Below are 17,631 nucleotides of genomic sequence, written 5' to 3'. Positions count from 1 at the left end.
GGTGGCCGCCAGCGCACCGCAGATCCTGGCGATCGACCTCGGCACGTCCGGGATGAAGGCGGCCCTGGTCGCCGCCGACGGCACGGTGACCGGGTGGGCCGAGCGGCCGGTGCCGCTGCACGTGCTGCCCGGCGGCGGTGCCGAGCAGGACCCGGTGGCCTGGTGGACCGCGCTCGGTGAGGTCGCCGCCGAGCTGGGTCGGGCGCATCCGGAGCAGATGCGGGCGGTCCGCGCGGTCTGCGCCTCCACGCAGGGCGAGGGCACCATCGCGGTGGACGCCGCCGGGGACCCGCTGACGGCGTGCATCAGTTGGCTCGACATGCGCGGCGCACCCCACCTGCGTCGACAGTTCGGCGGCTTCCCGGCGTACCAGGGGATGTCGGTGCGCCGCATCGCGCGGTGGCTGCGGCTCACCGGCGGGATGCCCTCGCCCACCGGCAAGGACCCGGCCGCGCACATGCTGCTGGTCCGCGACGAGATGCCGCAGGTGTACGCGCGGACCGCGTCGTTCCTCAACGTGCTCGACTGGATCAACCTGAAGCTGACCGGGCGGACGGTGGCCACCGTCGACTCGATCCTCACCTCGTGGGTGACCGACAACCGGCGGCCCGGCGACATCCGCTACTCCCCCGCCCTGGTCGCCGACTGCGGCATCGACGCCGACAAGCTGCCCCCGATCGTGGCCTGCACCGACGTCATCGGCACGCTGACCCCGGCCGCCGCCGCGCACCTCGGGTTGCCGGATTCGGTCGAGGTGGTGGCCGGCGCGATCGACAACACCGCGGCGGCCATCGGCGCGGGCACCACCGGCGACCACGAACCCCACCTGTATCTCGGCACCTCGTCCTGGATCGCGGCGCACGTGCCGGGCAAGAAGACCGACGTGGCGGCGGGCATCGCGTCGGTGCCGTGCGCTATCGGCGACCGCTACCTGATGACCGCCCTCCAGGCCACCGCCGGGGCCAACCTGACCTGGCTCCGGGACAAGATCGTGGAGTACGACGACCCGCTGCTCGCCGCCGGGCACGTCAGTCGGGACGAGGGCACCATCTTCGACGCGTTCGACGCGATCATCCCGACCGTGCCGGCGGGCGCCAACGGCGTGCTCTACACCCCCTGGCTGTACGGCGAACGCGCCCCCGTCGACGACCCGAACCTGCGCGCCGCCTTCCTCAACATCTCGCTCGACACCAACCGCTCCGACCTGCTGCGGGCGGTCTTCGAGGGGGTCGCCTTCAACACCCGCTGGCTGGCCGGGGCGGTGGACCGGTTCCTCGGCGCGCGGGTCACCTCGATGGCGATCACCGGCGGCGGCGCGCTGTCGGACTCCTGGTGCCAGATCTTCGCCGACGTGCTCGACGTGGAGATCCGGCGCGACGCCCAGCCGCTGGCGGTCAACGCCCGGGGTGCGGGCTGGATCGGCGCGGTCGGCACCGGACTGCTCACCTTCGCCGACATCCCCGGCCTGATGCGGACCGACCGGATCTTCACACCGGACCGGGCTCTGCGGGCCACCTACGACGAGATCTTTGCCGACTACCGGGAACTGCACCGGCGGCTGGCACCGGTCTACCGGCGACTGAACCGCCCGGACCGGCTGCGCGCACCCCGAGGCTGACCCGCGCCCGACCGAGACCTGCGCGGGCCCGGCACCCGCCCCGTCGATCATGGACTTGTGGTCAGCGAATTGCACCGGTGTAGGGCATCTCGCGGGGTACCACAACTCCATGATCGACGAGGAGCAGGCCGGGTGGGAGTGCGGGTGATCAGGGAAAACGGGTGTGTCGGGTGACCGGGTGGGTGAGACTGACGCCATGGTCGACGTCAGGCGGTACGTGGCCGAGTTCATCGGCACATTCCTGCTGGTGTTCCTCGGTGTGGGCAGCGCCGTCGCGGCCCGCGTCGAGGGTGGCGTGGTGGTGGTCGCGCTGTCGTTCGGGTTCGTCATGCTGGCGCTGGTCTACACGATCGGGCAGCTCTCCGGCAGCCACGTGAACCCGGCGGTGACCCTCGGCGTCCTGCTCTCCGGCAAGATCTCACCGGTCGGGGCGGTGGCGTACTGGATCGCGCAGTTCGCCGGTGCCGCCCTGGGCTCGTTCCTGCTCTGGGTGCTGGTCCGTTGGGGCGGAGTGACCGACCAGACGGGTGTGCTGGGCGCCAACGGCTACGGCACGCACATCAACGCCGGTGGCGCGATGCTGCTGGAGACCGTCCTGACGTTCCTGTTCGTCCTGGTCGTGCTGGTGGTGGGCAAGCGCAGCACGGACCTGTCCGGCTTCGCCGGCCTGGCCATCGGGATGGCCCTCGCCGTGGCGAACCTGGTCGGCGTGGCGCTGACCGGGGCGGCGGTGAACCCCGCGCGGGCCTTCGGTCCGGCGATCTTCGAGGGCGGGACCGCCCTCCGCCAGCTCTGGGTGTTCATCGTCTTCCCGCTGCTCGGCGGGGTCCTCGCCGCACTGGTCGCGCCGCTGGTCGAGCACGGCTCCGGCGTCACCCGGGTCGGTACGCCCCGACCGGCGGGACGCTGAGCGTCCGCCTCACCGGTCGGCGCCCATCGGTGCCCGGACCAGCGCGCCGTCGATGTAGCAGTACCGCCAGTCCTCCCCCTCCTCCAGCGAGCGGATCAACGGGTGGCCGGTCTGCCGGTAGTGCTCCTCGGCGTGGTTGTTGGCCGAGTCGCTGCAACAGCCGACCGCGCCGCAGGTGAGGCACATCCGCAGTTGCACCCAGTCGTCACCGGTCTCCAGGCACTGCGGGCACGCCTCGGCGTCGCTCTCGGTGATCTGGATGCGGTCCAGGTGGGTGCAGGCGGTGCTCATCGTCTCCTCCCGCACGTACCGCCAACTGGCGTGCAGCAAACGGTCCGGGATGATCCGGGCGAGGTAGCGCGAGTTCGCCGCGAGCAGCGGACTCGCCACCGCCAGCACCAGCACGTACAGGGCGATGAACGGGCCGAGGCGCTCGTCCAGGCCGGCGCCGAGGGCGAGGGTGGCCAGGATCAGCGAGAACTCGCCCCGCCCCAGCACCGTCAGGCCGACGTTGGCCGCACCCCGCTGGTTGAGCCCGAACAGCCGCCCGGCGATCAGACCGGCCAGCACGTTGGTGACGATGGTCAGCGCGACGGCCGCCAGCACCGGCAGCGCCACCGAGCCGAAGTCGCCGACATCGATGCTCAGGCCGAAGACCACGAAGAAGACCGCCGCGAAGACGTCCCGCAGCGGCAGCACCAGCCGTTCGGCCCGTTCCCGGATCGGGGTACGGGCCACCACCAGCCCGATCATCAGCGCGCCGATGGCGTCGGAGACGCCGATCTCGGCCGAGATGCCGGCGACCAGCACCACCAGCCCCACCATCAGGACCGCCAGCAGCTCGTCCTCGTGGCTGTCGATCAGCTTGCCGACCAGGCGGGCACCGAACCGGGCGACGGCGAACAGGACGACCAGGTACGAGAAGCTCAGCCCGATGCGCAGCGTGAGTTCGCCGGCCGACCCGGCACCGGAGAGCAGCGGCGACAGCAGCGCCAGATACAGCGCGAGGAAGAGATCCTCGATCACGATGATGCCGAGGATCACCGGTGTCTCGGCGTTGGCCAGCCGGCGTAACTCGATGAGCAGTTTGGTGACGATGGCCGACGAGGAGATGCCGAGCGCCCCGGCGATCACGAACGCCTCGTAGCCGCCCCAGCCGAGCGCGAACCCGAAGAGGAGTCCCGCGCCGACGTTCAGGGCGATGTACGCGGCGGCGGCGACGAACAGCCGTTTGCCGCTGCCGAGCACCTGCTCGACCGGGAACTCCACGCCCAGGTGGAACAGCAGGAGCACCAGACCCAGCGAGGCCAGCAGGCTGAGGTCCTCGGGATGGGCGACCAGCACGGGGCCCGGGGTGCCCGGCCCGAACAGGATGCCGGCGAGCATGAAGAACGGCACGGTCGGCAGGTTGATCCGCCGACCGAAGCGGGCCAGCAACCCGGCGATGAGCACAAGGGCACCGAAGCCCACGAGGTCAGCGTGCACGGTGAGGACTCCTGGAGCGGGCTAGACGGAGCGGAGCGGGCGGTTCGCCGGTTACTCGGAGAAGTACGTGCCGGAGAGCAGCGCGCCCACCTTGCGGGCCTGCTCCTCGGACATCTCGATCACGGCCACCGGATCGTCCGCGCCGGCGGCGAAGACGTACAGGTCGCGGTTGCCGTCGCGGCGTACCACGATCGAGATGCGCTGGGTGTTGCTGCCCAGGTCGACGTCGTACCGCTTGCCGATGCCCGGCAGTTCCTGCACGTAGATGCCCTTGCCCATGACCCCTCCCCGCTGTCCTGTCCACGATCCCGGGGCAATCGTACGAGCCCGCCGGCCTCCCGTGGCACATAGACCGCAGGGTGGATTCACCACCTGCTCGTCCGCCACGGCGAGCCGTCGGCCCCGACGCCGTCGTGGCGCCGGGGCCGACGGCCCCTGTCACCGCCCGGTCAGGAGGTGAGGCGGAAGGTGGCGTCGTTGCGCGCCTGGGTGTCGCCGACCGGGTCGAGCCGCAACTGGTAGTCGTAGTGCCGGATGTAGCGGTCCGGGTAGTTGTAGGACTGGAACGAACTCCAGGAGGAATTGCCCAGCCCGGCGACCTGCCGGAAGGTGGCGTCGGCGGCGAACACCGCGCTGCCGTCGTTGGCCGCCAGCACGAAGTCGAAACCGTAGTGCCGCAGGTAGTACCCGGGGTGGTTGACGGACTCGAAGGAGACGTTCCCGGAGGCGTTCGCCAGACCGGGCACCACCCGGAACTGGGCGTCCTGGGCCGGGTTGACGTTCGGGTCGATGCGGACGTCGTAGTTGACGTGCCGCACGTACCGGTCCTGGTGGGTGTACGCCTGGATCCGGTTGACCGGCGTGCTGGTGCCCCAGCGGGCGAGCACCCGGCTCTCCTCGGCCGCGGTCAGGTTGAGGATCGAGCCGTGCCGTTTGCGGGTGCCGCCCATGGCATAGTCGGTGCGGGTCCGGAAGTTGCTGACGCTGCCCAGGTTCGTCGAGGTGATCGGCATGTAGCCGCGCCCGGTGGCGTACTGGTCCAGCCAGAGCGCCCACTCGTTGCGGCCGTTGAACTGGGCCCACATCGGCCCCTCCACCACGTTGCCGCCGCCGGTGCCGTTGGAGATGCCGAGGTGCGACAGGTTGCCCAGGGTGGTCCACGAGCCGAGGATCGAGTTGCTGGCCTCGATGGTGATGTGCCCGTCGGCGGAGGCACGGTAGTAGCGGTAGCCGCCGACGCTGTTCGGCACCTCGACGATCTGCGTGTCGATCAACCCCTGGGTGCCGGGACGTTCGATGTAGAGCTGGGGTGCGGTGAAACTGCGGAAGTCGGTGGTCCGCACGTACCAGATGCGGTGTTTGGTGACGCCGTTGCGCGCGGAGTTGGTGGCCCAGTAGACGACGTAGTCGCCGGTGGCCGCGTTGTAGATCGCCTCGGGTGCCCAGGCGTTGCCGGCGCCGGGGATCGCCCCGGCGACGTTGATCAGCCACGGGGCGGACCAGTTCACCAGGTCGCGTGACTCCCACACGACCAGGTTGGTGCTGCCCCGGTTGGCCGCGTCGCTCCACGAGGTGCCGCTGGCGATGCGCAGGTCGGTGGCGACGATCCAGTAGCGGTCACCGGCCGGCGAGCGGACCAGGGCGGGGTCCCGCACGCCCCTCGTGCCGATCGTGGAGAGCAGGACGGGCGCGCCGTTGTTCAGGTCACGCCAGGTCAGCCCGTCGCGGCTGTGGGCGAGGTAGAGCTGTTCGCCGTTCGCCGACTCCCCGATGAAGTGCGCCATCAGGTATCCGGTGAACGGGTCGAGTGCGGCGGCGTCGGCGCGCGGCGCGGGCGCGGCGGACACCATCAGCAGGAAGGCGGTGAGCAGGGCGCTCACCCGGGCCAGGACTCTCGGCATCGGCGACTCTCCTCGGACACACCGGATCGAAACGACTGTGAGCGTTAACAAGCCACTCGAAACCGATCGGCGAGAATCACTGTTTCGGGCTTGTTTCGAAGTCTCGACGCCCCTTCGCCGACTGTCAAGACGGGTGTCGACCCGGCCGTGCGCCGCGCTCGACACGGCGGTGTGAGCGTGCACCACAGCACCCGTCGGACCGCCCCGAGATCAGATCGCGTCGGCCCGCCGCACCACCAGGTGTGCCGACCCGGCCCGGCCGCTCTTGGCACACTGCCGGCATGTCGCACCCGAGCCCGCAGGAGCAACCCGACGACCGCGTCCGCCCGAACGAGACCACCGTGCCCCTGCTGCCCTGCACCTCGGCGGAGGAGATGCTCGCCTTCTGGCGGGCACTCGGCTTCACCGTGACGTACGAGCAGCGCAAGCCGTACGTCTATCTGGCCTTCCGGTGGAGCGGCTTCGAGCTGCACTACGGCCCGGCACCGCGCGGCCTCGACCCGGCGGCCGAGAACACCGGCAGTTGTCTGGTGTTGGTCGACTCGGTCGCGCCCTACCACGCGACGTTCACCGAGGCGATGCGTCGCGCCTACGGCAAGGTGCTCTCCCGAGGACTGCCCCGGATCACCCGCTACCGGCCCGGCGCCTCGCGGTTCAGCATCGTCGACCCGTCCGGTAACACCGTCATCTTCATCCGCCGCGACGAGCCGGCGGACCTCGACTACGGCGGTGCGAAGGAGCTGACCGGACTGGCCCGGGTGCTGGACAACGCGCGGATCCTGCGCGAGTTCAAGCGCGACGACCGGGCGGCGTTCCGGGCGCTCGACTCGGGACTGCGCCGGCACGGCAAGGCCGCGCCACCGGTGGAGCAGGCGGTGGCGCTGGCCTGCCTGATCGAGCTGTCGGACGCGCTGGACGAGCCGGAGCGGGTACCCGAGTGGGGCGAGCGGCTGCGGTCCCTCCGTCTGACCTCGGCGGAACAGGAGCGGGTCCGGCAGGCCGTCGCGGCACCGGACAGCCTCGACCCCTGGCTCTCCGCGCCGCGCTGAGCGTTGGGTGTTAGGAGGGGTCCCCTGCTATACACCAGGCGATAGCAGGGGACCCCTCCTTACACCGAAGCCCTACCCCGACGACGCTTGCGCCGCACGAGACGCTAGAGCCGTTCGGGGGCGTCGATGCCGAGCAGACCCAGGCCGGTACGCAGGGTGTCGCCGGTGAGGCGGCACAGCGCCAACCGGTTGCCCCGGTGCGGCGGCTCGGCCCGCAGCACCGGACACCGCTCGTAGAACGTGGTGAAGCTCTGCGCCAGCCGGTGCAGGTGCCCGCAGAGCCGGTGCGGCTCGTACCCGGCGACCACCTCGTCGAGGACGTCGGCGAAGGCGTCCAGGTCGAGGATCAGCGCGCGTTCCGCCGGGTCCAGCGCGACACCCGGGTCGACGGTCTCGTCGGCGCCGTCGGCCCGGCCCAGGATGGACCGCACCCGGGCGTGCGCGTACTGGAGGTAGACCCCGGTGTTGCCGGTCAGCGCCAGCATCCGGTCCGGGTCGTAGGTGTAGTCCCGGGTCCGGCTGGTGGCCAGATCCGCGTACTTGACCGCGCCGATGCCGACCTGCCGGGCCCGTTCGTCGCGTGCCGAGTCGGTGAGGCCGGGGTTCTTGGCGGCGACCACCTCGCGGGCCCGGTCCACCGCCTCGGTGAGCAGGTCGACCAGGCGGACGGTGTCTCCGGCCCGGGTCTTGAACGGCCGCCCGTCGGCGCCGAGCACGGTGCCGAACGCGACGTGGGCGGCGGGCACGTCCGGTGGCAGCCAGCCGGCCCGCCGGGCGGTGTCGAAGACCATCCGGAAGTGCAGGGCCTGCCGGGCGTCGACCACGTACAACAGCCGGTCGGCGTGCAGCTCGCTGACCCGCTGCCGCAGCGCGGCGAGGTCGGTGGCGGCGTACCCGAACCCGCCGTCGCGTTTGCGCACGATCAGCGGCGTCGGCTCGCCGTCCGGCCCGCGTACGTCGTCGAAGAAGACGCAGAGCGCGCCGTCGCTGGTCACCGCCGTCCGCTGGGCGGCGAGGTCGGCGGCCACCCCGGGCAACGCGGCGTTGTACGCGCTCTCCCCCACCGCGTCGGCGGCGGTCAGCCGTACGCCGAGCAGGTCGTAGACCTCGGTGAAGTACCTCGTCGACTCGGCCACGATCTGCCGCCACGCGTGCGTCGTCTCCGGGTCGCCGCCCTGGAGCGCCACCACCCGCCGCCGGGACCGCTCGGCGAACGCCGGGTCGGCGTCGAACGCCGCCCGGGCCCGACGGTAGAGCAGAGCCAGCCCCCGCATGGTGGCCTCCTCCGCGTCCGGCGCGGGATGCTCGGACCGGTACTGGATCAGCATCCCGAACTGGGTACCCCAGTCGCCGACGTGGTTGCGTCGCACCACCGTCCCGCCCAGGTGCTCCAGGATCCGCACCAGCGCGTCGCCGATGATCGTGGAGCGCAGATGACCGACGTGCATCTCCTTGGCGATGTTCGGCTGCGAGTAGTCGACCACGGTGGTGACGCCCGCCTCGGGGGTGCCGACGCCGAGCCGGGGATCGGCGAGCCGACCGGCGACCTGGGACAGCAACACCGTGTCGGTCAGAGCGAGGTTGACGAAGCCCGGCCCGGCGACCTCGGCGGTGGCCACCAGACCACCGGCCGGCAGGGCCGCGACGATCTCCGCCGCCACGTCCCGGGGGTTGCGTCGCAGCGTCCGCGCCGCCGCCAGCGCCCCGTCGGCCTGGAAGTCGGCCCGGTCGGATCGGCGCACCAGCGGGACGAATCCCGGCAGCTCGGCGGCGGCGGTGGTGACGGCGGCGGACAAGGACGAGGCCAGCGAAGGCACGGTCACGGGGACTCCCGGTGGGGATCGAGCAGGATCGTCACGAGACACGTCGCGCGCACGCGCGGAGGCGGGCACGACGGATGGAACGCGCGGAGAAGCGGACGACTATCGTCGTCGCAGGCGCGAGCGGCGGACGGTGACCAGCACCATGTCCATCACCGCCTCGCGCGAGGGCCGCGAAGCGCGGCCAGGTGCCGACCAGTGTACGCGGCGACGGTCACGCCACCCGTCGCGACCGGCGTACCGGTCATGCCCATCCGAGCGCGACCCGTCAACCGACGATGTCCGGCACCGCCACGACCTCGTCGTCCAGGCGCAGCCACCAGCCCCGGTCGGGGTGGTGGTCGAGGATCTCGGCGGTGGTCAGGCCGCGCGGCAGCCGTGGCGTCAGCAGCTCGCCGTCGGCCAGCCGCAGCACCCGGGTACGCCCGTTCCACAGCCGACGGAAGACCGATGCCAGCAAGACGTACTCGCCGCAGCCGGTGAACCGGCCCCGGATCGCCCACTTGCCGCTGATCTGCCGCCACCCGGCGGCCTGGTGGATCCACTCGGCCACCGTGCCGTCTGCGGCCAGCGTCACGCAGCCGAAGAAGTCCGCCCCGGAGCCGATGTTGTTCCGGATCCGGGAGCCTTCCGAGCAGACGTAGCGCACGCCCGCCCGGAGCAGCGTCGCGCTTAGCGACACGTGCGGGTCACGCTCCGGGATGCCCGCCAGGTCGACCGGGAAGTCGTCGGGAGCGAGCTGCCACGGCGCGGCCTCCCAGTGCACCGCGCGCTCCGCGAGGTCGACCCGCAGCGGGGCCGCGTACCGCAGATCGCCCATCAGGTTGCCGTGCGAGAGCACGAGGTGCCAGACCGGGCTGTCGGAGACGGCAGATCCGCCGTGCATCAGGGGCAGCGGACGGACGGTGGCGAGCCGGTCGAGACCGGTCACCCGCAGCGGCACCGGTGCGGCGTCCGGCCCGGCGACGAAGACGGCGCGGTCGACACCGGCCAACACCACGACCCCGCCGTCCGGGTGCGCCACCACGGTCGGGTTGGCGTACCGCTGCGCCTCGGAGAGCGTGACGTCCAGGTCGACCACCCGTACGCCGGTCTCGGTCACCCAGACCACGACGAACTCGTCGCCCCCGTCGGGGCCGACGACGACCAGGTCACCGTCGACGTCGGTGCAGTGCGCGAGGGCGAGCACCCCGGGTAGGCCGATCCGCAGCATCGGCCCACCCTATGCAGTCGCCGATTCCGGTGCGGTGGCGGGAGATCGGGGTGGACGGGACCGCAAACCGTTGTCGGGAAAGCGATCCGGTCGCCTTCCCGGCAGCGGGAAGACGAGCGGCGCTCATACTCCCTGCGGGGAATGCTCCTGCCACGAGAGGACAGCATGCGAGTCAGCACCATCACGCGCCGGTTCCTGGCCGTCGCGACCACGATCGCGCTGGGGGTCGCGTCGGCGGCCACACCGGCGGCTGCGGCACCGGCCGCCGCCGGCACGCAGCAGCTCACCGCAGCCGCCGCGAGCACGGCTCCGGCGACCCGGCAGATCGTCGGCGCGGTCGCGGTGGGCGACCGGTATCCGTACGTGTTCGTGATCGGGACCGACGGCAACCTCTGGATCAACTGGCAGGACCAGTCCGAGCAGTGGAACTGGTCGAACATGGGCACACCGCCGGGGGTCGGCCTGCGCATGCCGATCGGTGTGACCATCGTCGACGGCTTCACCCGCCCGTACGCCTTCCTCCTCGGCACCGACCAGAACGTCTGGAGCCTGTGGCGGTCGGCGACGAGTTGGCAGTGGCGCAACCAGGGCAGTCCGCCGGGGGCCAATTTCGTGAGCTGGCCGAGCTTCACCGCCGTCGCGGTGGCCGACACCAGCCCGTACCTCTTCGTCCGCAGCGACGGCGACGAGACGGTGTGGGTGAACTGGTGGAACGGGGCGGTGTGGAACTGGACGAACATCGGCTCGCCGCCCGACGGCATCGCGGCCACCGGCCCGGTCGGTGTGCTGCTGGAGAACGGCACGCCGCAGGTCTACACCGTGAGCAACGTCGGCCGGCTCTGGACGACCCGCTTCGACGACACGGCCGCGCCCTGGGTCGACCTCGGCCAGCCGCCTGGCGTCTGGCTCACCGACGCGGGTACGCCCTTCGGCGCCCGCAGCGCGGTGCAGGTCGCACCGGAAGCCCGGCCGTACCTGCTCGCCACCGGCAGCGACGACAACGCGTGGCTGCGCTGGTGGACCGGTACCCAGTGGGAGTGGCACAACCTGGGCTCACCGCCGGAGCAACTGGTCCCGGGCACGCTCGGTGCCCTCTCGGTGAACGGCACCTCGCCGTTCTCCTTCTTCGCCACCGACGGGGGCGGCCTGTGGATCAACTACTGGGACGGGTCCAACTGGTACTGGAGTGACCAGAGTCCGCCGTTCCGGCCCGCCCTGACCGGTACGGCGGTGCTCGCGCCGCAGAACTCCACCCGACCGGCGATCTTCCTGAGGGACACCGCCGGCAACCTGTGGAGCCGATGGTGGAACGGCAGCTACTGGAGCTGGACGAACCGCAGCCTCTGAGCGGCGGCCACGCCACCGGCACCACGGCCGGTGGCGTGGCCGGCGGACCAGCGGCGGGACAGCGGGCCGGTGGCGCGGTTGGCGGGCCGGTGCGGGGTCAGCGGGCCGGTGGCGGGTCGTCCGCGACCGGTGCCGGGCCGTCGTCGGTGCCGAACCCGTCGAGCGCGGCGCGCTCGTCGAGGGTGCGCAGCTCCTGGAAGACGGTGATGTGCAGGTCGGCCGGCGCGTCGAGACGGGCGTTGACCGACTGCCAGGGCGTGGTGGTCGGCGGGGCCACCTCGGCGGCGCCACCGTCGACCAGCCGTTGCGTGGTGGCCCGGGCGTCGTCGACCTCGAACGCGACCCGGATGCGCGGGGCGACCTGCTGGCCCACCTCGACGTCGTCGATCATCCGCTTCTGCGCCGGGTTGGCGATCTCCAACGTGGCCCGTCCGGCGTCCAGGATCACCACCTCGGCACCGTCGCCGCCGGAGTACGCCGCCTGCTCGGGCAGGCCCAGCACGTCACGGTAGAACCGGACGGCCGCCTCGTAGTCCTCGGCCTCGACCACCAGCCGCAACTGGCGTACCGGCGGCACCGCACCCGGACTCGTCACGGTCATCCCCCTCCTCCTCGGCGCGGCACCGCAGGCCGCGACACGCGCCCGACCATACCGGCGACCCACCGGTCCAGGCCCGGCCCGACAGCGCGGGCGCGGGCCCTCGCGGCGCTGTCGGTGTTGGGCAACGTCGGTGGGACGTGGCACCATTCGGCGGGTGACCAGCAGCGCCGCCGAAGCGGCCCACCTGCGCGATCTCGCGCGGCTGCGCCGCGTCCGGGACCGGATCGACCGCGAGTACGCCCAGCCGCTCGACGTCGAGGCGCTCGCCCGTGGGGTGAACATGTCGGCCGGGCACCTCAGTCGTCAGTTCCGCCTCGCCTACGGCGAGTCGCCGTACGGCTATCTGATGACCCGGCGCATCGAGCGTGCCATGGCGTTGCTGCGACGCGGCGACCTCAGCGTCACCGATGTCTGTTTCGCGGTCGGTTGCGCCTCGCTGGGCACCTTCAGCACCCGCTTCACCGAGCTGGTCGGTGTGCCGCCGAGCGTCTACCGGCGCGAGGCGGCCCAGGCGACGGCGGGCATCCCGGCGTGCCTGTCGAAGCAGGTCACCAGACCGATCAGGAATCGAGAAGCACAGGTCAGGCAGCCGCAACTAACGTGACCGGCATGGACATCACCATTCACGCGAGCTTCCTCCCGCAGACCGACCCGGACGCCGCGTTGCGCTTCTATCGGGACACGCTCGGCTTCGAGGTCCGCAACGACGTCGGGTACGGCGGGATGCGCTGGATCACGGTCGGTCCACCCGACCAGCCCGGCACCTCCATCGTCCTGCACCCGCCGCACGCCGACCCGGGCGTCACCGACGACGAGCGGCGCACCGTCGCCGAGATGATGGCCAAGGGCACGTACGCCGGCATCGTGCTGGCGACCAGGGACGTCGATGCCACCTTCGAGCAGTTGCAGGCCGGTGACACCGACGTCGTGCAGGAGCCGACCGACCAGCCGTACGGCATCCGCGACTGCGCCGTCCGCGACCCCGCCGGCAACCTGATCCGCATCCAGCAGATCGCCTGAGCCGCGCTCCGGCCGGGAGCCGACGCCCGACGGCCGGGAGCGGGGCGCGCCACGGCCGCCGGTGCGGTGAGACAGCCGCCGGTCGGTGAGACAGAGGGAGACACGATGAGCACGGTCCCGAAGAGCCGCTCGCAGGCGGGCGCGGCGCATGTCGCCGACAGCCACGACCTGATCCGGGTGCACGGCGCACGGGAGAACAACCTGGCGGATGTCAGCATCGAGATCCCCAAGCGCCGGCTCACGGTGTTCACCGGGGTCTCCGGGTCGGGCAAGAGCTCGCTGGTGTTCGACACCATCGCGGCCGAGTCACAGCGGCTGATCAACGAGACCTACAGCACCTTCGTGCAGGGCTTCATGCCGACGCTGGCCCGGCCCGAGGTGGACGTGCTGGACGGGCTGACCACCGCGATCATCATCGACCAGCAGCGGATGGGGGCCGACCCCCGGTCCACGGTCGGCACCGCCACCGACGCCAACGCCATGCTGCGCATCCTGTTCAGCCGGCTCGGGAAACCGCACATCGGCTCGCCCAACGCGTTCTCCTTCAACGTCGCCTCGGTCAAGGCCAGCGGCACGATCACCGTCGACCGGGGGGCCGGCAAGACGACGCGGCAGACCTTCACCCGTGCCGGTGGGATGTGTCCGCGCTGCGAGGGACGCGGCTCGGTCTCCGACATCGACCTGAGCCAGCTCTACGACGACTCCAAGTCGATCGCCGAGGGGGCGTTCACCATCCCCGGCTGGAAGTCGGACAGCTGGTGGACGGTACGGACGTACGCGGAGTCCGGTTTCCTCGACCCGCACAAGCCGATCCGGAAGTTCACCAAGAAGGAGATGCAGGACTTCCTCTATCGGGAGCCGACGAAGGTGAAGGTCGAGGGGGTCAACCTCACCTACGAGGGGCTGATCCCCAAGGTGCAGCGCTCCTTCCTGGCCAAGGACCGGGAGTCGCTCCAACCGCACATCCGGGCCTTCGTGGACCGGGCGGTCACGTTCACCACCTGCCCGGACTGCGGTGGCACCCGGCTCAGCGAGGCGGCCCGCTCCTCGAAGATCAAGGGTGTCTCCATCGCCGACGCCTGCGCGATGCAGATCAGCGACCTGGCGCAGTGGGTCCGTGGCCTGGCCGAGCCCTCGGTGGCCCCGCTGCTGGCCGCCCTGGGACACACCCTGGACTCGTTCGTGGAGATCGGGCTCGGCTACCTCTCGCTCGACCGGCCGGCGGGCACGCTCTCCGGTGGCGAGGCCCAGCGCACCAAGATGATCCGTCACCTGGGTTCCTCGCTCACCGACGCCACGTACGTCTTCGACGAGCCCACCACCGGGCTGCACCCGCACGACATCGCCCGGATGAACGACCTGCTGCTGCGGCTGCGGGACAAGGGCAACACGGTGCTGGTGGTCGAGCACGAGCCGGACACCATCGCGATCGCCGACCACGTGGTCGACCTCGGCCCCGGCGCGGGCGCGGACGGTGGCACGGTCTGTTTCGAGGGCACCGTCGAGGGGCTGCGGGCCAGCGGCACCGTCACCGGTCGACACCTGGACGACAAGGTCGCCCTGAAGGAGTCGGTCCGCAAGCCCACCGGCACGCTGGAGATCCGGGGCGCGCGCTCGCACAACCTGCGGGGCGTCGACGTCGACATCCCGCTCGGCGTGCTGGTGGCGGTGACCGGGGTGGCCGGCTCCGGCAAGAGTTCGCTGGTGCACGGCTCGATCCCGCCCGGGGCGGACGTGGTGTCGGTGGACCAGACGCCGATCCGGGGTTCGCGCCGCAGCAACCCGGCCACCTACACCGGCCTGCTCGACCCGATCCGCAAGGCGTTCGCCAAGGCCAACGGCGTGAAGCCCGCCCTGTTCAGCCCGAACTCCGAGGGCGCCTGCCCGGCCTGCAACGGCGCCGGGGTGCTCTACACCGACCTGGGGATCATGGCCGGTGTGGCCACCACCTGCGAGGAGTGCGAGGGCCGACGGTTCGACGCCTCGGTGCTGGAGTACCGGCTCGGCGATCGGGACATCAGCGAGGTGCTCGCGATGCCGGTGAGCGAGGCCCGGGAGTTCTTCGGCGCCGGTGCGGCGCGTACCCCGGCCGCGCACACCATCCTCGGGCGGCTGACGGACGTCGGCCTCGGCTACCTCAGCCTCGGGCAGCCGCTCACCACGCTCTCCGGCGGCGAGCGGCAGCGGCTCAAGCTCGCCACCCACATGGGCGACAAGGGCGGCGTCTGGGTCCTCGACGAGCCGACCACCGGCCTGCACCTCGCCGACGTCACGCACCTGCTCGGCCTGCTCGACCGGCTCGTGGACGCCGGCCGGTCGGTCATCGTGGTGGAGCACCACCAGGCGGTGATGGCGCACGCCGACTGGATCATCGACCTCGGTCCGGGCGCGGGCCACGACGGCGGCCGGATCGTCTTCGAGGGCACCCCGGCCGACCTGGTCGCCGCCCGCTCCACCCTCACCGGTGAGCACCTGGCGGCCTACGTGGGCCGCTGACCGTCGGTGGCTCAGCGGGTCAGGTGGGTGGGCATGCTGGTCACCACGATGCCGGGGTGCCGGCGCAGGGCCCGGCGCAGGCGCTGCTCGGTGCGGTAGTGCAGCAGCCGCTGCCAGGGGTGCTCCACGATCACGTCGGGCACCACCACGGTGAGGGTCAGGTCGGGACGGCTGCGCCGCAGCGCGCTGACGTACCCGGCCAGCGGCGGGATGATCACGCGGTGCGGCGAGAGGATCGTCTCCAGCGGGACGTGGTCGCCCCAGGTGGCCCACTCCGCGCGGAACCGGTCCGCCTCGACCCGCTCCGGGCTGACGTGCAGGGCGAGCGCCGGTTGGCCGAGCGAGCCGACGTAGGCGAGGGTACGCAGGGCCGCCTGGTTGAGCCGGGCCACCGGGACCAGGAACAGGTGCCGGACCTGCTGCGGGACGATCGACGGCGGCTCGTCCCCGGTCGGCCCCGCACGGCCGGTCTGTGCCACCGGATGCAGCCCGAGGGCCTGCTGGACGTGGTCGTAGTGGCGGCGGATCCGGCGGAACAGGTGGATCAACAGCGGTACGGCGAGCACCACCACCCAGGCGCCCTCGGTGAACTTCGTGACCGCGGCGGTCACCAGCACCAGCGCGGACAGTGCCGCGCCGATGCCGTTGAGGGTCGCGCGCCGCCGCCAGCCCCGCTCGCGGTGTCGCCGCCAGTGCCGGACCATCCCGGTCTGGGACAGCGTGAAGGCGAGGAAGACACCGACCGCATAGAGCGGGATCAGCGAATGGGTGCGACCGCCGAACGCGACCAGGATCGCCGCGGCGGCCACCGCGAGCACGATCAGCCCGTTGCTCAGCGCCAGCCGGTCCCCCAGGTGCAGGAAACGGCGCGGGACGTAACCGTCGCGGGCCATGAAGTACAGCAGGCGCGGCAGGTCGTTGAAGGCGGTGTTCGCGGCCAGGAGCAGCACGAGGGCGGTGGCGGCCTGGACGAGCGCGTACCAGGGGCCGGTGGGGAAGGTGTGTCGGGCCAGTTGGGACAGCAGCGTCTGGTCGGCGCGGGGCGTCAGGCCGTTGAGGTGGAACAGCACCACCAGACCGACGAAGATCGCGATCAGGATGCCGACCATCCAGGTGAGCACCGTACGGGCGTTGCGCCACTCGGTCGGACGGAAGACCGGCACCGCGTTGGAGACCGCCTCGATGCCGGTCATCGACGTCGCGCCGGAGGCGAAGGCCCGCAGCACCAGGAGCAGCCCGAGCCCCTCCACGGCCGGCGTCGGCGGTGGGGCGACGACGGTGAACCCGTCGGCTGCGGCCCGCACCAGACCGACGGCGATCAGCCCGAACACGGCGACCAGGAAGAAGTACGTCGGCGCGGCGAACACGTTGCCGGCGACCCGGATGCCGCGCAGGTTGCCGGTCAGCAGCAGGCCGATGACGACCAGCGCGAACGGCACGCTGTACGGCGCGAGGGCGGGTAGCGCCGAGGTGATCGCGGCGGCACCGGCCGACACCGACACCGCGACCGTGAGCACGTAGTCGAGGACGAGACCGGCCGCCGCGCCCAGGCCCGCGCGGGGCCCGAGGGTGTCGCTGGCCACCAGGTACGACCCGGCGCCGTGCGGGTACGCGTACACGGTCTGCCGGTACGACGTGCCGACCGCCAGCATCAGCACGACCAGTCCCGCCGCGATCGGCAACGACAGCCCGAGGGCGCCGCTGCCGGCGAGGACCAGCACGGTCAGCATCGCCTCCGGCCCGTACGCGACCGAGGAGAGCAGGTCGGAGGCGAGCACCGGCAGCGCGAGGAACTTCGGCATCCGCTCGCGCAGGATCGCCCCGCTGGTCAGCGGCGGCCCGAGCAGCAGTCGACGCAGGCGGCCGAGTGCCCGCCCCTCCACGGTGTCCTGCCGTTCGGCGGTGGGGGTGGCGGTCAGCCGACCCGCCTCGTCCGGCACGAACAGCACCCGGTGCCGGCCCGCCCCCTCGACGGTCCGCACCTCGTCCGCCTGCGGATCCACCGGCAGCGCCCGTACGGTGTCGTCGACCCGCCACCGCGCGCCGAGTCGCCGCAGCACGTCGAGGTCGGCCGGAGACGGCGGCGGCAGTTCGGCGGAGGGGCTGAAGGTCGCCGACCCCGCCGCCTGCTCCGGGTCCTGCCCCGACCTGCCCACCGTGCCTCCGCCTCG

Annotated in this window: 14 protein-coding genes; 7 read left to right on the top strand and 7 right to left on the bottom strand. The window is 71.8% G+C overall.

What is annotated here, in order from left to right:
* Position 1: 1 nt before the first annotated feature.
* Positions 2–1,618 (top strand): xylulokinase, encoded by a 1,617-nt coding sequence (locus ACWDVW_RS05015; RefSeq protein WP_449944982.1) that lies wholly within the window; start codon positions 2–4, stop codon positions 1,616–1,618.
* A gap of 178 nt (positions 1,619–1,796) precedes the next feature.
* Positions 1,797–2,528 carry an MIP/aquaporin family protein gene (locus tag ACWDVW_RS05010; RefSeq protein WP_449944979.1) on the top strand — a complete coding sequence of 244 codons (732 nt, stop codon included), beginning with the start codon at positions 1,797–1,799 and terminating at the stop codon, positions 2,526–2,528.
* A gap of 9 nt (positions 2,529–2,537) precedes the next feature.
* Here the strand turns inward: ACWDVW_RS05010 and ACWDVW_RS05005 are convergent, their stop codons facing one another.
* From ACWDVW_RS05005 to ACWDVW_RS04995, 3 genes are all read right to left on the bottom strand, one after another.
* Complete coding sequence (locus ACWDVW_RS05005) at positions 2,538–4,013, bottom strand: cation:proton antiporter domain-containing protein (RefSeq protein WP_449944977.1); 1,476 nt, start codon at positions 4,011–4,013, stop codon at positions 2,538–2,540.
* 51 nt (positions 4,014–4,064) lie between these two features.
* Positions 4,065–4,292: a potassium transporter TrkA gene (locus ACWDVW_RS05000; protein WP_131053759.1), complete on the bottom strand. Its 228-nt coding sequence runs from the start codon at positions 4,290–4,292 to the stop codon at positions 4,065–4,067.
* A 170-nt stretch (positions 4,293–4,462) separates the two neighbouring features.
* Positions 4,463–5,914: a glycoside hydrolase family 43 protein gene (locus tag ACWDVW_RS04995; RefSeq protein ID WP_449944973.1), complete on the bottom strand. Its 1,452-nt coding sequence runs from the start codon at positions 5,912–5,914 to the stop codon at positions 4,463–4,465.
* A 281-nt stretch (positions 5,915–6,195) separates the two neighbouring features.
* On the opposite strand from ACWDVW_RS04995, the gene ACWDVW_RS04990 reads away from it, so the two are divergent.
* A complete protein-coding gene (locus ACWDVW_RS04990; protein ID WP_449944971.1) occupies positions 6,196–6,963 on the top strand; it encodes a glyoxalase in 768 nt (255 codons plus the stop codon).
* A 104-nt stretch (positions 6,964–7,067) separates the two neighbouring features.
* Here ACWDVW_RS04990 and argS read toward each other — a convergent pair whose 3' ends face one another.
* The gene (gene argS / locus ACWDVW_RS04985; RefSeq protein ID WP_449944968.1) at positions 7,068–8,786 is read right to left on the bottom strand and encodes an arginine--tRNA ligase; all 1,719 of its coding nucleotides are present in this window, start codon (positions 8,784–8,786) and stop codon (positions 7,068–7,070) included.
* Positions 8,787–9,051: 265 nt separating this feature from the next.
* On the bottom strand, positions 9,052–9,996 hold the full coding sequence (locus ACWDVW_RS04980) for a hypothetical protein (RefSeq protein WP_449944965.1): 945 nt from the start codon (positions 9,994–9,996) through the stop codon (positions 9,052–9,054).
* Between the two features lie 165 nt (positions 9,997–10,161).
* Between ACWDVW_RS04980 and ACWDVW_RS04975 the strand changes: the two genes are divergently transcribed.
* The gene (locus tag ACWDVW_RS04975) at positions 10,162–11,343 is read left to right on the top strand and encodes a hypothetical protein (protein ID WP_449944962.1); all 1,182 of its coding nucleotides are present in this window, start codon (positions 10,162–10,164) and stop codon (positions 11,341–11,343) included.
* A gap of 97 nt (positions 11,344–11,440) precedes the next feature.
* Here the strand turns inward: ACWDVW_RS04975 and ACWDVW_RS04970 are convergent, their stop codons facing one another.
* A complete protein-coding gene (locus tag ACWDVW_RS04970; RefSeq protein ID WP_449944959.1) occupies positions 11,441–11,944 on the bottom strand; it encodes a VOC family protein in 504 nt (167 codons plus the stop codon).
* A gap of 154 nt (positions 11,945–12,098) precedes the next feature.
* On the opposite strand from ACWDVW_RS04970, the gene ACWDVW_RS04965 reads away from it, so the two are divergent.
* From ACWDVW_RS04965 to ACWDVW_RS04955, 3 genes are all read left to right on the top strand, one after another.
* Positions 12,099–12,548 (top strand): helix-turn-helix transcriptional regulator, encoded by a 450-nt coding sequence (locus ACWDVW_RS04965; RefSeq protein WP_396693755.1) that lies wholly within the window; start codon positions 12,099–12,101, stop codon positions 12,546–12,548.
* Positions 12,549–12,553: 5 nt separating this feature from the next.
* A complete protein-coding gene (locus tag ACWDVW_RS04960; protein ID WP_449944955.1) occupies positions 12,554–12,964 on the top strand; it encodes a VOC family protein in 411 nt (136 codons plus the stop codon).
* Between the two features lie 105 nt (positions 12,965–13,069).
* Positions 13,070–15,460 carry an ATP-binding cassette domain-containing protein gene (locus ACWDVW_RS04955; protein ID WP_449944953.1) on the top strand — a complete coding sequence of 797 codons (2,391 nt, stop codon included), beginning with the start codon at positions 13,070–13,072 and terminating at the stop codon, positions 15,458–15,460.
* An 11-nt stretch (positions 15,461–15,471) separates the two neighbouring features.
* Here the strand turns inward: ACWDVW_RS04955 and ACWDVW_RS04950 are convergent, their stop codons facing one another.
* Complete coding sequence (locus tag ACWDVW_RS04950) at positions 15,472–17,616, bottom strand: APC family permease (protein ID WP_449944951.1); 2,145 nt, start codon at positions 17,614–17,616, stop codon at positions 15,472–15,474.
* Positions 17,617–17,631: the final 15 nt, after the last annotated feature.

The sequence above is a fragment of the Micromonospora sp. NPDC003241 genome, assembly GCF_053589795.1.
Note: the sequence above shows the minus strand (reverse complement) of the source record. Positions and strands in the feature narration are given on the sequence as shown.

Excerpts from the sequence above, each read along its gene's own strand:
- ACWDVW_RS05000 (WP_131053759.1), bottom strand. The coding sequence starts at position 4,292 with ATGGGCAAGGGCATCTACGTGCAGGAACTGCCGGGCATCGGCAAGCGG.
- ACWDVW_RS04995 (WP_449944973.1), bottom strand. The coding sequence starts at position 5,914 with ATGCCGAGAGTCCTGGCCCGGGTGAGCGCCCTGCTCACCGCCTTCCTG.
- ACWDVW_RS04990 (WP_449944971.1), top strand. The coding sequence starts at position 6,196 with ATGTCGCACCCGAGCCCGCAGGAGCAACCCGACGACCGCGTCCGCCCG.
- ACWDVW_RS04980 (WP_449944965.1), bottom strand. The coding sequence starts at position 9,996 with ATGCTGCGGATCGGCCTACCCGGGGTGCTCGCCCTCGCGCACTGCACC.
- ACWDVW_RS04975 (WP_449944962.1), top strand. The coding sequence starts at position 10,162 with ATGCGAGTCAGCACCATCACGCGCCGGTTCCTGGCCGTCGCGACCACG.
- ACWDVW_RS04970 (WP_449944959.1), bottom strand. The coding sequence starts at position 11,944 with ATGACCGTGACGAGTCCGGGTGCGGTGCCGCCGGTACGCCAGTTGCGG.
- ACWDVW_RS04960 (WP_449944955.1), top strand. The coding sequence starts at position 12,554 with ATGGACATCACCATTCACGCGAGCTTCCTCCCGCAGACCGACCCGGAC.
- ACWDVW_RS04955 (WP_449944953.1), top strand. The coding sequence starts at position 13,070 with ATGAGCACGGTCCCGAAGAGCCGCTCGCAGGCGGGCGCGGCGCATGTC.